Origin of the sequence: Novosphingobium sp. KA1 (assembly GCF_017309955.1) — a bacterium.
Classification (GTDB): domain Bacteria; phylum Pseudomonadota; class Alphaproteobacteria; order Sphingomonadales; family Sphingomonadaceae; genus Novosphingobium.
On the sequence record NZ_CP021249.1, the window covers coordinates 100,014 to 113,617 of the forward strand.

Annotated in this window: 14 protein-coding genes and 1 pseudogene; 8 read left to right on the plus strand and 7 right to left on the minus strand. The window is 62.0% G+C overall.

What is annotated here, in order from left to right; genetic code table 11:
* Nucleotides 1–19: 19 nt before the first annotated feature.
* The 5 genes and pseudogenes from CA833_RS25985 to ligK form a co-directional block, all read right to left on the minus strand.
* Nucleotides 20–1,071 (minus strand): annotated as a pseudogene (locus tag CA833_RS25985) (IS3 family transposase); the annotation flags it as partial.
* A 645-nt stretch (nt 1,072–1,716) separates the two neighbouring features.
* Nucleotides 1,717–2,334, minus strand: a complete 618-nt coding sequence (locus tag CA833_RS25990; protein ID WP_011607993.1) for an FMN-dependent NADH-azoreductase — start codon at nt 2,332–2,334, stop codon at nt 1,717–1,719.
* Nucleotides 2,335–2,486: 152 nt separating this feature from the next.
* Nucleotides 2,487–3,365 carry an amidohydrolase family protein gene (locus CA833_RS25995; RefSeq protein WP_011607994.1) on the minus strand — a complete coding sequence of 293 codons (879 nt, stop codon included), beginning with the start codon at nt 3,363–3,365 and terminating at the stop codon, nt 2,487–2,489.
* Nucleotides 3,362–4,396 (minus strand): 4-oxalomesaconate tautomerase, encoded by a 1,035-nt coding sequence (locus CA833_RS26000; RefSeq protein ID WP_175485390.1) that lies wholly within the window; start codon nt 4,394–4,396, stop codon nt 3,362–3,364. Before CA833_RS26000 ends, CA833_RS25995 begins: the two co-directional genes overlap by 4 nt.
* 72 nt (nt 4,397–4,468) lie before the next feature.
* Nucleotides 4,469–5,143 carry a 4-carboxy-4-hydroxy-2-oxoadipate aldolase/oxaloacetate decarboxylase gene (gene ligK, locus CA833_RS26005; RefSeq protein WP_092959650.1) on the minus strand — a complete coding sequence of 225 codons (675 nt, stop codon included), beginning with the start codon at nt 5,141–5,143 and terminating at the stop codon, nt 4,469–4,471.
* A gap of 99 nt (nt 5,144–5,242) precedes the next feature.
* Between ligK and CA833_RS26010 the strand changes: the two genes are divergently transcribed.
* Entirely contained in the window at nt 5,243–6,397 is a 1,155-nt protein-coding gene (locus CA833_RS26010) for a LysR family transcriptional regulator (protein WP_011607997.1), read from the plus strand.
* Nucleotides 6,398–6,399: 2 nt separating this feature from the next.
* On the opposite strand, the gene CA833_RS26015 is transcribed toward CA833_RS26010, so the two are convergent.
* Both CA833_RS26015 and CA833_RS26020 read right to left on the minus strand, forming a co-directional pair.
* Nucleotides 6,400–7,239, minus strand: coding sequence for a class III extradiol dioxygenase family protein (locus tag CA833_RS26015; RefSeq protein ID WP_011607998.1), 840 nt, complete (start codon nt 7,237–7,239; stop codon nt 6,400–6,402).
* Entirely contained in the window at nt 7,232–7,621 is a 390-nt protein-coding gene (locus CA833_RS26020) for a protocatechuate 4,5-dioxygenase subunit alpha (RefSeq protein WP_011607999.1), read from the minus strand. Before CA833_RS26020 ends, CA833_RS26015 begins: the two co-directional genes overlap by 8 nt.
* A 199-nt stretch (nt 7,622–7,820) precedes the next feature.
* Between CA833_RS26020 and CA833_RS26025 the strand changes: the two genes are divergently transcribed.
* Genes CA833_RS26025 through CA833_RS26055 form a run of 7 tightly spaced genes read left to right on the plus strand, consistent with a single transcriptional unit; the run spans nt 7,821 to nt 13,583 of the window.
* The gene (locus CA833_RS26025) at nt 7,821–8,618 is read left to right on the plus strand and encodes an NAD(P)-dependent oxidoreductase (RefSeq protein WP_011608000.1); all 798 of its coding nucleotides are present in this window, start codon (nt 7,821–7,823) and stop codon (nt 8,616–8,618) included.
* Complete coding sequence (locus CA833_RS26030; protein WP_011608001.1) at nt 8,615–9,637, plus strand: amidohydrolase family protein; 1,023 nt, start codon at nt 8,615–8,617, stop codon at nt 9,635–9,637. The genes CA833_RS26025 and CA833_RS26030 overlap by 4 nt, the downstream gene beginning before the upstream one ends.
* Nucleotides 9,634–10,032 (plus strand): protocatechuate 4,5-dioxygenase subunit alpha, encoded by a 399-nt coding sequence (ligA, locus tag CA833_RS26035; RefSeq protein WP_011608002.1) that lies wholly within the window; start codon nt 9,634–9,636, stop codon nt 10,030–10,032. Before CA833_RS26030 ends, ligA begins: the two co-directional genes overlap by 4 nt.
* Nucleotide 10,033: 1 nt before the next feature.
* Nucleotides 10,034–10,879, plus strand: a complete 846-nt coding sequence (locus tag CA833_RS26040; protein WP_011608003.1) for a class III extradiol dioxygenase subunit beta — start codon at nt 10,034–10,036, stop codon at nt 10,877–10,879.
* Nucleotides 10,880–10,889: 10 nt separating this feature from the next.
* Nucleotides 10,890–11,597, plus strand: coding sequence for an alpha/beta fold hydrolase (locus tag CA833_RS26045; RefSeq protein WP_011608004.1), 708 nt, complete (start codon nt 10,890–10,892; stop codon nt 11,595–11,597).
* Nucleotides 11,506–12,576, plus strand: a complete 1,071-nt coding sequence (locus CA833_RS26050) for a Gfo/Idh/MocA family oxidoreductase (RefSeq protein ID WP_255535898.1) — start codon at nt 11,506–11,508, stop codon at nt 12,574–12,576. Before CA833_RS26045 ends, CA833_RS26050 begins: the two co-directional genes overlap by 92 nt.
* Nucleotides 12,567–13,583 carry an aldo/keto reductase gene (locus CA833_RS26055; RefSeq protein ID WP_221442108.1) on the plus strand — a complete coding sequence of 339 codons (1,017 nt, stop codon included), beginning with the start codon at nt 12,567–12,569 and terminating at the stop codon, nt 13,581–13,583. Before CA833_RS26050 ends, CA833_RS26055 begins: the two co-directional genes overlap by 10 nt.
* Nucleotides 13,584–13,604 lie beyond the last annotated feature (21 nt).

Below are 13,604 nucleotides of genomic sequence, written 5' to 3' on the forward strand. Positions count from 1 at the left end.
ATGGGTGTTATGAAGCAGGATTGTAATAGGTGATCCATCGGCCAAGACCAGCCTTCAGCTCCGATCCGGTCTCGAAGGCGTGGAGGTAGACGCACTCATACTTCAAAGATCGCCAGAGGCGCTCGATGAAGACGTTGTCCATCCATCGCCCCCGACCATCCATGCTGATGCGGATTTCAGCGTCGCGCAGCACGCTGGTGAACGCGAAGCTGGTAAACTGGCTACCCTGGTCGGTGTTGAAGATTTCCGGCCTGCCGTAGCGGGCCAGTGCCTCCTCCAGCGCCGCGACGCAGAAGCCGGCATCCATCGTGTTCGACAGTCGCCAGGCCAGCACCTTGCGCGTTGCCCAGTCCATGATCGCCACCAGGTAAAGGAACCCGCGACGCATGGGCAGATAGGTCACGTCGGCGCACCACACGTGGTTTGGCCGCTCGATCGCCAGTTTGCGCAGCAGGTACGGATAGACCCGGTGCTGCGGATGCGGATCGCTCGTGCGCGGCCGCTGGTAGATCGGCGTCAGGCCCATCTTTGCCATCAGCCGCCGAGCCCGGCGGCGACCGACCTCATAACCAGCGCGCCGCAGGTGCCGCGCCATCTGCCGGCTGCCGTACCACGGGCACTCCATGAAGGTCTCGTCGATCACCGTCATCAGTGCCAGCGTCTCGTCCGTTTCCGGCACCGGCGCGTAGTAATAGGACGAGCGGCTGATCCGCAGCAGACGGCATTGCGCCGAGATCGACAGGCGGTGGTGAGCAGCTTCAACCATCGCCCGCCTCCGGTCCACGCTCATCGACCGAAGGCTTTCGCTAAAAAATCCCGCTCCACCACCAGTTGCCCGATCTTGGCGTGCAGCTTCTCCACCTCGCTCTCGCTGACAGCCTTGGCCGCATCGCCCCCCCCAGAGAACGTGCCTGCCATCCCATCGATGGCCTGCCGCTTCCACGCCGCGATCATCGTGTGGTGCACGCCATGCTTGGCTGCCAGCTCCGCCAGCGTCAGGTCACCCCGGATCGCCTCCAGCGCCACCTTCGCCTTGAAATCCGCGCTGTAGCGCTTTCTCGTCGTCTTCATTCCCGTACCATTCCTTCAGGTCGGGAGTAGCTTAACACCCTGTCCGAAAAACCGGCACCATCTCAGGCTTCCCAGGCCGTCTGAGGGGGGGTCTTAGTTTCCTCGGCATGGGCGGCGGTGCTTAGTGCGGCCATCGCGACCCCAGACATTATTACGGACACGAAACGAACTGCGCTCGCCAGTGTAAAGGGCCGGGCACCAAGCAGCGAGGGCGACCTGTGGTCTTGATCAAGCTTTGACGTCATGAGATTTTGGGAGATTTTGCAATCGTTCGCAGCACGCGCCCCCGCCGTCGCACGAACACTATTGTCCGTCACGGACACCTCTTGGGCTTGAATCATTGGTAGTTTTTCCTCGCCTGTAGAAATCTTAGCCACGGACCCGCGCGGGTGTGGAACGTGGTATTTCGCGTTATTCGTGGTTAAGAACGGCAATCAATTGCAAAGTTTAACCCCATTCTTAACTGGACAACTTCTGTCATTGGGTGCGGGGCTGCAAGGTAGATCGCCGCGAACGTGTTGTCGCGCGACGATCAGGGTGAGAAACGTGTCGAGCCTGGGCCATCGCAACCAGTCTTGCGCAACCCACCTGATCACCGTTCTCCAGCGGTGCAAAGGGGGTTCCTGAGCAGCAACCATGGGCCTTTTATGCCAGATCCAGCAAGGAAATGGCCTTCGCCACATGCACCTTGGCTCGCTCTGCGAATTCCGGACCGATCGCCGAGCCGTCTGCGGCAATCACGTCGAGCCGTTTCACGCCCATGAAATTCAGGACATCACGCAAATAGCTTTCGCAATGTTCGATCGCCGCGCCCGGCGTTCCCGGCGCGTAAACACCGCCACGCGAAATGCACAGAATGACCCGTGCATCTCCAGCCAGCCCGACAGGTTCGCCACTCTCGTTATACCTGAAGGTCTTGCCGGCGCGCAGGACACGGTCCATCCAGGCTTTCAGGTGGGTGGAAACAGTCAGATTATAGAGCGCTGCCCCGATTACGGCGATATCCGCGCTCAGAAATTCGTCGACCAGCGTGTCAGCAAGCACCAGTTGCTCCTGCACTTCGGGGCGAGGCTCGGGAATAAGACCTCTCATCGCAGCCGCCAATTCGCCAGTGATGTGCGGCAAGGGATCGGCCACCAGGTCGCGATAGGTGACCTGCGCGTCGCCATGCGTGGCCTTCAGCTTTTCGACCACCTGCGCCGAGATCGAACGGCTGATGGAAAGTTCGCCCAGAATGCTGCTGTCGAGATGAAGAATCTTCACTGCGAGTTTCCTTTTGAATTTGGCAAGATCTGACGCCGTGCCGCGACCAGATTTAATACTTGGCGAGACATCCGATCGATGTCTTCATCGTAACAAGAACGAAACGGGTCATTGGACCGGAATTAATGATTGCTACATCGAAATCGGTCATTTCATCTTTCTTCAGACCAATAGAGTGCTTTGGGGTTGGTGACGAGCAGGAGGCGCTGCAATTCCTGGGTGGGTGCGATGCGCGGGATCATGTCAACCAGGTGCCCGTCGTCGGGCACGGCGTCCTGCATGTTGGGATGCGGCCAGTCAGTGCCCCACAGGCAGCGGGTGGGATAGTCAGCCACTAGCGGCGCGACTGACTCCGCGAACATGTCCCAGGGGTCGCCGTTGGGGTCCAGCCGGTCCGGGCATGTGGCCTTGAACCAGATGTCATCGCGGCTGTCGAGCAGGCGCCGGAAAGCCTTCATGTCTGGCCCGTCAGACCCCTGCGTCACGTCGGGGCGGCCCATGTGGTCGATCACCAGCGGCACGGGGATCGCGTCCATGAACGGGCGCAGTTCCTCCAGAATGTCGGCCTCGAAATAGATCACCACGTGCCAGCCCTGCGGCAGGCGGCGGGCGACCTCCAGGAACCTGTCCTTGGGCGCATCGTCGACCAGTCGCTTGAGGAAGTTGAAGCGGATTCCCCGAATCCCGCCGTCGTGCAGCATCTGCAATTCCGCGTCATCGATCGCGGGATCAACCACGGCCACGCCGCGGGCCTTGCCGTTCGACTTGGCGATGGCATCGAGCGTGGCGGCGTTGTCGGTCCCGTGGCAGCTGGCCTGGACGATGACGTTGCGATCGAAACCCAGGTGATCGCGCAGGGCGAACAGCATGTCAGGCCCGGCGTCTTCAGGAAGATACTTGGCCTTGGAGCTGAAGGGAAACCGGGCCATCGGACCGAACACATGGCAATGCGCGTCGATTGCGCCATCGGGTGGCACATAGATTGGCTTGGACGGGCTGGTGTGCCAGCTGACGATGCGTCCGTTGCTCATACGAAAACCACTCCATCCATCAGCTTGCGTGCAGTGCGTAGCAGCGCCGCGCTGACCACGTTACCGGCATCGTCGACTTCCAGCACGCAGGACATCTCGCCGGTCGGATGCTCGATCGACAGCGTCTTTCGCGCGCCTTCCGGCACCACAGCTACCTCTGCCGCAGGCGAGCCGGGGATCAGGCAGGCGGTTGCCACGCTCACCGCGCCGAGCACGCCGATGGTGGCATGCGCCCGGTGCGGGATGAAGCTGCGCACGCAGACGGCGCCGCCGTCGCGAGGCGGGGCGACGAGCATCATCTTGGGGACGGACTTTTCCGTTACATCGCCGAGGTTCATCAGCTCGCCCACAGCCAGCCGGATGGCTTCGATCTTCGCCTTGAGCTCGGCGTTGGCATCGAGGCTGTCGCGATCCTCGTAGCCGGTGATGCCGACATCGGCAGCCTTCATGACTACACAGGGCATGCCGTTGTCGATCAGCGTGACGGGCAAGCCGTTGACGACATCCACCGCGTTGCCGCTGGGCAGCAGCGCACCGCAAGAGGAACCGGCGGTATCGCGGAACTCGGTTGGGATTGGCGCGTGGGTGCCAGGCACCCCGTCGATCGCGGCATCGCCGGCGTAGGTCACCGACCCGCCGGGCGTCCGCACCGTGGCGACGGCGACCTGACCGGTGTTCTCCATGAAGATCGCCACGCGGGTTTCATCGCCGCTCGCCGCTACCAGTCCGCGTTCGATCGCGAAGGGGCCGACGCCTGCGAGGATATTGCCGCAGTTCTGCGCGTCAGTGACTATAGCTTGATCGACGAAGACCTGTAGGAACAGGTAATCGACGTCAATCCCCGGCCTTTCGGACTTCGACACAACCGCGACCTTGCTGGTCAGAGGATCAGCGCCGCCCATGCCGTCGATCTGGCGCGGGTCGGGACTGCCCATAACTGCCAGCAAGAAGGCATCGCGCGCGGCCGTATCGGCTGGCAGGTCAGCCCTGAGGAAATAGCCGCCCTTCGACGTACCGCCGCGCATCCACATGCAGGGAGCGCTATCCATGTTGCGGTCTCTTCTGGGCACAAAACCGGTTCCCGCTTTTGCTGAAGGAGCCATTCATAGGTACTTGAGCCCTTCCTTCTCGAGCCGCTCGCGCATCTTGTACATGTCGAGGCCGAGCTCGCCGGCGGCCAGCTTGGCGCGCTTTTCGCCCTCGTTGGCTTCGCGTGCTTGCGCCGCGGCGAGGACTTCGGCGGCCTTCTCGCGCGGGACGACGCAGACGCCGTCGTCGTCGGCGACGATCACGTCGCCCGGGTTGACCAGCGCATTGGCGCAGACCACCGGCACGTTGACCGAGCCCAGCGTGTTCTTGACAGTGCCCTGCGCATAGACCGCCTTCGACCAGACCGGGAAATTCATCTCGGTGAGATCGCGCACGTCGCGCACGCCGGCATCGATGATCAACCCCCGGCAGCCGCGCGCCTGCGCCGAAGTGGCGAGCAGGTCGCCGAAATAGCCGTCCTCGCAAGGCGAAGTCGGGGCGAGCAGCAGGACGTCGCCTTCGTTCAATTGTTCGATGGCGACGTGAACCATCCAGTTGTCGCCCGGAGGCGCGCTGATCGTCACCGCGCTGCCCGCGATCCGCGCGCCCGCGTAGATTGGACGCATGTAACTGGCGAGCAGGCCGGTGCGCCCTTGCGCCTCGTGGACCGTGGCGACGCCGCACTTGGCAAGGCCGTCGATGACCGCAGGCCCGGCCCGCTCGATGTTCTGGACGACGATTCCGCTCACATTTCCACTCCTCACGATACGATGGCCAGCGATTTATTTGATCTCATAGATTCGTGAGCGAAAGTCGAATATCTGGCGCGGCGATTAGATTTCGCTAAGATGCTGCGCATGGAAATCTGGGATCTCAACCTGCGCCATCTGCGTGCGATCACGAAAATCGCGGAACTAGGAACCATGAATGCGGCTGCCCAGGCCGTCAATCTCACCCAACCGGCGATAACCCAGGCGTTGTCACGTATCGAGTCCATGATCGCGCTGCCGCTGTTTGAACGGCGTCATGACGGCATGATATCAACGGCGGCGGCCGATATTTTCGTGCCACGCGCCAAGGCAGCGCTCGATCACATCGCGAGCCCGCATGTGACGATGAGCCGGATGCGGGCTTTGATAGCGCTGGCTGACACTGGCAGCTACACTGGGGCGAGCATGCTTACCGGCCTATCGCTTCCGTCGCTCCACCGGGCAGTCAGCGATCTGGCGCTGTCCTCGCGCAAGTCGCTGGCAGAACGGCGTGGCAAGATCGTCATCCTGACCGGAGCTGGCGAAGTGATGGCCCGATCCTTCCGGCTTGCACGGGTCGAACTCGAAGCCGGTCTGTCTGAGATCGATGCGTTGAAGGGGCATGAAACGCGCCGTATCGCAATCGGCGCCATGCCATTGTCACGCGCACGTGTCATGCCTGCGGCAGTGACAAAATTCCTGCGGCGTAACCCGCATGTACACATCTCTATCGTCGAGGGCTCGCGGTCCGAACTGGTCGATCCGCTGCGAAATGGATCTATCGACCTGATGATTGGCGCAGTACGGGAACCGCTGGCCGAGCCTGATCTACATCAAAAGGTCCTGTTCCGCGATCGGATCGTAGCGATTGGACGGGCCAAGCACCCGCTTTCAGGCTTGAGCCCATCGGCAGCAGAATTGGCTACTTACCCCTGGGTGATCTCTAGCGTCGGTACGCCGCTCAGGCACCTTTGGGAGCAGATGTTTGTGCGCGAAGGGCTTGCACTGCCACCGGTGCCCGTGGAATCCGGATCAGTGATGACTATCCGCCAACTGCTGATGGATAGCGATTTCCTTACCTTGCTGTCGCCCGACCAGGTTTTGGTTGAACTCGAGGCCGGCTGGCTGGCCAGGATCGCGGACCTGCCCGAGGATCTCGATCGCATTATCGGCGTGACCACTCGCAATTCCTGGAACCCGACGCGGGTGCAGTCGGAATTCCTTGCCGATCTGGAGGCCGTTTCGGTGACCTAGTATCAGCCCGGCTCGAGGAGCAAAGTCGCCGCGGCCGTGTTCGAGATTGGCGCATGGTAGTTGCGATGAATTTCGTGGCCCTGGGGCCCGAGCGCACCGCGCGCCGCGATCCAGTTGAGAATTTCCACGCCCTGGGTGCCGGCCAGCCGGACGATGTCGGCGATGGAATGTTGGGTCAGCGCGTCGGGATCCCGGGCGATATTGTCGAGGCAGAACAGGTCGTATTCCTTGTTCATGAACCCGGCGCGCGCGCCGTCGAGCTGGTGCGAGAGGCCGCCGGTGCCGATCACCACGATCCGCTCGTCGCCCTGCCACGATGCCAGCGCCTTGTGCACCGAGCGCCCCAGCGCAAGGCACCGCTTGGCCGAGGGCAGGGGATGCTGCACTGTGTTGATGCCGATTGGAACCAGCTTCACCGGCCACTCCCCGGCACCTGGATAGGCCAGTTCGAACGGGATCGAGATGGCATGGTCGACCAGCATTTCCTGGCAGGTGACGGGATCGAACTCGTCGCCCACCATTTGCTCGATGATGTGCCAGCTCAGTTCGGGATGACCTTTGAAGCTCTTGTAGAGCGGCAGGCCCCAGCCTTCATCGGCATTCGCATACGAAGCGGCCGCTCCGACCGCGAAGGTCGGCATCTTGTCCAGGAAGAAGTTGAGCCCGTGATCGTTTGAAAAGACCACCGCGACATCAGGCTTTACTTCGCAAAGCCATTCCTGAACCCTCGGAAAGCCGTCGAAGAAGGGTTTCCAATAGGGGGTCTGCTGGTCACCGCGATGGATTGCTCCGCCGATCCCAGGGACATGGCTGGTGAAATAGGCGCCCACGATTTCAGCCATTGATCATATCCTTATGAGCCGAATCGTACGATTCGCCGCGGCCCTGTGCGAGCAACATTTCCTTGAATTTTTCGACGCTGACGCCGGTCTGCATCGAGCCGACATCCTGAACGTTCAGTCCGAAGATTCCCGCCAGCTTGGCAAGGTAATAGATGTTCCCGCCGGCCGCGATCATGCCGAGGATATCGCGACCGACCACCGACTCGCGCTGTTCGGGCGTAAGACCATAGCGGTCCATATAGCTGGCCTCATCGGCGAGAAAGGCGTCGCGATTGACCTTCTCGTTGAACGAGAAGCACATGGCGTTTAGCGCATACCCCTTGCGGGCCGCACCGCCGTCGAACAGCGTCGTGCCGGGAATTAATTGGGCCTCCGTCGTCATCGGCGTCCTCCATTCATGCAGGCATGTGCCTGCGTCTGACCATCCTACGAATGCTTACTGGTGGACAGTCTTGATCTCGATCAAGGATGACCGTCCACACGGACGCGCGAGACTCAGTTCGAAGGTCAATTAGCACAAGCTTATCGCGAAAATGCAGTTTCGATTTGCCCGGTCCGCGGCCGCGGTGCATCCCCGAGCCATGGCACATGCAATCGCCCTTATTGGCTACGGCGAGGCCGGATCGATCTTTGCACGCGCAGGCGGGTGGGGCGGGCGCGCTAGCGGCTGGGACCTCCTTCCAGCCCGCTGCGATGCCATGGCAAGGGACGGCATCGACGCTGCAGCCAGCGCCGCCGATGCGCTGAAGGGCGCACCACTGGTGCTCTCGCTTGTCACTGCCGATGCCGCGCTTTCCGCCGCGCAGGGCTATGCTACCGTGCTTTCCGCCGGGGCTATGTGGTGCGACGGCAACTCCGTCGCGCCCGAGACCAAAGCAGCCGCCGCGAGAGCGGTCGAAGCGGCCGGAGGGCGCTATGTCGACATGGCGATCCTCGCCCCAGTCAACCCCGCGCAGCTTGCCGTGCCGCTGCTGCTCGCTGGGCCCGCCGCATTCGATGCCGAGAAAGGCCTGCGTGCGCTGGGCTTCACCAACGTGCGCGTCGTCGGCGACGAGGTCGGCCAAGCCAGCTCGATCAAGATGATCCGCTCGGTCATGGTCAAGGGAATCGAGGCACTGACGGCCGAGATGATCGCGGCAGCCGAGGCCGCCGGGGTGGCCGACGAAGTGCTCGCCTCGCTCGATGCCAGCGAGAAGGCGATCCCCTGGGCGCAAAAAGCCGCCTACAACCTGGAACGGATGCACACGCACGGCGTCCGTCGCGCGGCGGAGATGGAAGAAAGCGCGAAGACACTGCTTTCGCTCGGCGTCGCCCCGGTAATGACGCGAGGCACAATCTATCGGCAGCGACAGGCTGCGGAAAAGGGAAGCGAGGCATGACCATGATCATTGATTGCCACGGCCACTACACCGTGTTGCCCAAGGCGCACGATGACTGGCGCGAGATGCAGAAGGCGGCGTTCAAGGCGGGCCAGCCGGCCCCCGAATATCCGGCCATCTCCGACGACGAAATCCGCGAGACGATCGAGTCCAACCAGCTTCGCCTGATAAAGGAGCGCGGCGCGGACATGACGATTTTCAGTCCGCGCGCCAGCGCGATGGCCCCCCATGTCGGCGACCAGTCGGTCGCGGTGAAGTGGGCGCAGGTCTGCAACGACCTGATCGGCCGGGTCGCGGGGCTCTATCCCGAAGTGTTCGCCCCGGTCTGCATGCTGCCGCAAAGCCCCGAGGCCGACATGTCGAGTTCGATCGCCGAGCTCGAACGCTGCGTCGACATGGGCTTCATCGGCTGCAATCTTAACCCGGATCCCGGCGGCGGCCACTTCAGGCATCCACCGCTCACCGATGAGTACTGGTTCCCGTTCTACGAAGCGATGTGCGAGCTCGACGTGCCGGCAATGATCCACGTCTCGGGCTCATGCAACCCGGCGATGCATGCGACCGGCGCCTATTACATCGCGGCTGACACTATCGCCTTCATGCAGCTGCTCGAAGGCGACCTGTTTGGCCGCTTCCCGAATCTGCGCTTCATCATACCGCACGGCGGCGGCGCGGTGCCCTATCACTGGGGGCGCTATCGCGGCCTCGCCGACATGCTCAAGAAGCCGGACCTGTCGGGCCACCTGATGAACAATGTGTTCTTTGATACCTGCGTCTACCACCAGCCCGGCATCAACCTGCTGGCCGATGTGATCGACAACAAGAACATCCTGTTCGGAAGCGAAATGGTCGGCGCCGTGCGCGGGATCGACCCGACCACCGGCTTCTATTTCGACGATACCAAGCGCTATGTCGATGCGCTCGACATCTCCGAGGCCGAACGCCACGCCATCTTCGAGGGCAACGCTCGCCGGGTGTTCCCGCGCCTTGACGCGCAGCTCAAGGAACGCGGACTGTGAACATTCATGAATATCTCGAGGAATTCGAGGATATCCCCGGCACGCGCGTGTACACGGCGGCGCGGGCACGCAAGGGCTATCACCTCAACCAATTCGCGATGAGCCTGATGAAGGCCGAGAATCGCGAGCGCTGGAAGGCCGGCGAACGTGCTTATCTGGACGAATGGCCGCTGACCGAGGACCAGAAGCTGGCCGTGCTGGCGCGCGACTATAATCGCATGCTTGAGCTTGGCGGGAACATCTATTTCCTCTCGAAGATTTTCTCGACCGACGGCATCCCCTTTGCCGAAGCCTGCTCGACCATGACCGACATGACCTTCCCGGAATACCGGCAGATGATGCTGGATGGCGGCCGTTCGCCCGATGGCAATCGCAGCATAAAGGGAGGCTATTGAAATGGCGCGTATCACCGCTGGAGTGGGATCGAGCCACGTGCCGCTGCTCGGCGTCGCCGTCGACCAGGGCAAGACCCGCGACGAGTACTTCGGACCGATCTTCGCGGGCTATGACTGGACGAAGAAGTGGGAAGAAGAGGAGAAGCCCGACGTGGTGATCCTCGTTTACAATGACCACGCATCCGCCTTCGACGCCAACATCATTCCGACCTTCGCGATCGGTTGCGGCGAGCGCTATAAGCCCGCTGACGAAGGCTGGGGTCCGCGGCCGGTGCCAGACGTGGAAGGCCATGCGGACTTTGCCTGGCACATCGCTCAGTGCCTGATCCTCGACGAGTTCGACATGACCATCATCAACGAGATGGATGTCGATCACGGCCTGACCGTGCCCCTGTCCATGATGTTCGGCCAGCCCGAAAAGTGGCCGTGCAAGGTGGTGCCGCTGGCTGTCAACGTCGTCACCTATCCGGTCCCCTCGGGCAACCGCTGCTGGGCTCTGGGCGAGGCAATCGCCCGCGCGGCGGAGAGCTTCCCCGAAGACCTCAACGTGCAGATCTGGGGCACCGGCGGCATGAGCCATCAGCTGCAAGGCCCGCGCGCCGGGCTGCTCAACCGCGAGTGGGACAATAGGTTCCTCGACATGCTGGAAGCCGACAATGACGATGTTCGCCACATCCCGCACATCGAATACCTGCGCGAAACCGGCAGCGAGGGGATCGAGATGGTGATGTGGCTGATCATGCGCGGCGCGTTAGGCAAGAAGGTGAAGCGTTTGCACCGCCACTATCACATTCCCTGCAGCAACACGGCGATCGGCCACATCGTGCTGGAACCCTTGTCCGAGTGACCGCAAAAACATGAGCACCTTTATCCTGATCCATGGCGCCTGGCACGGACGTTGGTGCTGGGATGAACTGATCCCGCTGCTGGAAGCGGGGAAGCACAAGGTCGTGGCGATCGACCTGCCGGGATCGGGAGACGATCCGACACCGCCCGGGGACGTGAGCCTCGCTGCTTATTGTGATGCAGTGGTGCATACCGTCTGCTCTCAGGGCGAACCCGTGGTTCTTGTGGGGCACAGCATGGGCGGCCTTGTCATCACCCAGGTTGCCGAACTGATCCCGGAACGCGTGGCCGCGCTCGTGTATGTCGCGGCATTCTTGCCGGACAACGGGCAGAGCCTCAAGCAGCTGGCAGATCAAGGCGCGCCTCTATCGCTGGAATACTCGGCGGATGGCCTGACCGCTATTATTCCTCCGCAATCGGCGAGTGACACGCTTTTTGCGGATGTCCATCTGGATATCTGCAAGTCCGCCGTCGCCAAACTCCGCCCACAGGCTTTGGCGCCGTTAGGAACTCCTGTGGAGACGACACCCGAGCGCTTTGGTTCCGTGCCGCGTCACTATGTTGAATGTATCCGAGATCGGGCAATCCCTATTGAAGCGCAGCGCAAGATGGCGGCGGCAAACACATGTGTCTCGATCCAGAGTCTGGAAACCGGTCATTCACCCTTTTTGTCCGCGCCGGCACAACTCGCGAACGCCTTGCTCAACACCACATCGTGAACGGTTTGAAAGGAAACCAACAATGAGAATCGCACTCGTCGGCGCCGGCGCATTCGGTGAAAAGCACCTTGACGGCCTGAAGAATATCGACGGGGTGCAGATCGTATCCATCATCAGCCGTACCGGCGAACAGGCTGCTGCCGTCGCCGAGAAATACGGCGCGAAGCATTCTTCGACCGAGTTGGACGACGCCCTCGCCCGCGACGACATCGACGCGGTGATCCTGTGCACCCCCACCCAGATGCATGCGGCGCAGGCCATCGCCTGCATGAACGCGGGCAAGCACGTGCAGGTGGAAATCCCGCTGTGCGATAGCTGGGCCGATGCCGAGGCCGTGTTGGCCAAGGCGAAGGAAACCGGGCTGACCTGTATGGTCGGCCACACCCGCCGCTTCAATCCCTCGCATCAGTACGTGCACAATCGCATCACCGCAGGCGAGTTTACCGTCCAGCAGATGGACGTGCAGACCTATTTCTTCCGTCGCAAGAACATGAACGCCAAGGGCGAGCCGCGCAGCTGGACCGATCACTTGCTCTGGCACCACGCCGCCCACACGATCGACCTGTTCGCCTATCAGGCGGGCCGCATCGTCAAGGCCAATGCCATCCAGGGGCCAAAGCACCCGGAACTGGGCATCGCCATGGACATGTCGATCCAGCTGAAGAGCGAGAGCGGCGCGATCTGCACGCTATCGCTGTCGTTCAACAACGACGGGCCGCTGGGCACCTTCTTCCGCTACATCGGTGACAGCGCCACCTACATCGCCCGCTACGACGATCTGGTGAACGGCAAGGAAGAGCCGGTCGACGTTTCGAAGGTGGACGTGTCGATGAACGGCATCGAACTGCAGGACCGCGAATTCGTGGCTGCGATCCGCGAAGGGCGCGAGCCCAATTCGAGCATTGCGCAGGTGCTCGATTGCTACCGCGTGATCGGCGAGCTGGCCGTCAGCCTCGAAGCGCAGGACGGCTGGTCGTGAGCACCGCGCGGGCGATTGCCGGACGGCTGGTCAACCCGATCGGCCTCGGCTGCATGGGGCTGAGCCATGGCTACGGCACCCCGCCCCAGCCGGACGAGGCCGGGCGCGTGCTGCAAGCCGCGCTCGACCTGGGCTACGATCACTTCGACACGGCCAACATCTATGGCGCCGGCCGCAACGAGACGCTGATCGGCGAGACGCTGGCGCACCGGCGCAAGGAATTCTTCCTCGCCTCGAAGACCGGCATCCTGTTCGACGGGCCGAAGCGCGGTACCGATTGCCACCCGGATTCCATTCTGCGTTCGCTCGACCAGAGCTTGGCGCGGCTGCGGACCGACCACATCGACCTGTTTTATCTTCACCGTTTCGACCCCGAGGTGCCGATTGCCGATTCGGTCGGAGCGCTGGTACGCGCAATCGAGGCCGGGAAGATCGGCGCCTACGGCGTGTCGGAATGGTCCGCCGAGCACATTCGCGAAGCGCACGCCGCGCACCCCATGGCCGCGGTGCAAACCGAATACTCGCTGTGGACGCGCAACGTCGAGATCGCCGTGCTCGATGCCTGCCGCGAGCTTGCCATCGCCTTGGTCGCCTTCTCGCCGGTGGCACGCGGGGCGCTCGCCAACGGCCTGCGCGATCCGGACACCTTGCGGCAGGATGACATTCGCTACTCTCACCCACGTTTCCGGCCGGAAAACTGGCAGAAGAACCTCGCGCTGGTCGATTCCTTCAATGCGCTGGCAGCAGGCGCGGGCGTGACCCCGGCTCAACTGGCGCTTGCCTGGGTGCTGTCGCGCGCACCCTTCGTCCACGCAATCCCCGGCACCACCCGGCACGACCACCTGGAGGAAAACTTCTCCAGCTCTACATGGCAACCAGGTAAATATCTGCTTGATAGCTGTGATGCGCTGATCAATCAAAACACAGTTTCTGGTGATCGTTATCCTGAACCGATGCAAAGAACGATAGATACAGAAGAATTTATTAATAATTCGAACCCGCATTGATTTTGTCTTTCTGGCACTTAG

Excerpts from the sequence above, each read along its gene's own strand:
- CA833_RS25995 (WP_011607994.1), bottom strand. The coding sequence starts at position 3,365 with ATGAGCAACGGACGCATCGTCAGCTGGCACACCAGCCCGTCCAAGCCA.
- CA833_RS26000 (WP_175485390.1), bottom strand. The coding sequence starts at position 4,396 with ATGTGGATGCGCGGCGGTACGTCGAAGGGCGGCTATTTCCTCAGGGCT.
- CA833_RS26010 (WP_011607997.1), top strand. The coding sequence starts at position 5,243 with ATGCTGCGCATGGAAATCTGGGATCTCAACCTGCGCCATCTGCGTGCG.
- CA833_RS26015 (WP_011607998.1), bottom strand. The coding sequence starts at position 7,239 with ATGGCTGAAATCGTGGGCGCCTATTTCACCAGCCATGTCCCTGGGATC.
- CA833_RS26020 (WP_011607999.1), bottom strand. The coding sequence starts at position 7,621 with ATGACGACGGAGGCCCAATTAATTCCCGGCACGACGCTGTTCGACGGC.
- CA833_RS26025 (WP_011608000.1), top strand. The coding sequence starts at position 7,821 with ATGGCACATGCAATCGCCCTTATTGGCTACGGCGAGGCCGGATCGATC.
- CA833_RS26030 (WP_011608001.1), top strand. The coding sequence starts at position 8,615 with ATGACCATGATCATTGATTGCCACGGCCACTACACCGTGTTGCCCAAG.
- CA833_RS26040 (WP_011608003.1), top strand. The coding sequence starts at position 10,034 with ATGGCGCGTATCACCGCTGGAGTGGGATCGAGCCACGTGCCGCTGCTC.
- CA833_RS26045 (WP_011608004.1), top strand. The coding sequence starts at position 10,890 with ATGAGCACCTTTATCCTGATCCATGGCGCCTGGCACGGACGTTGGTGC.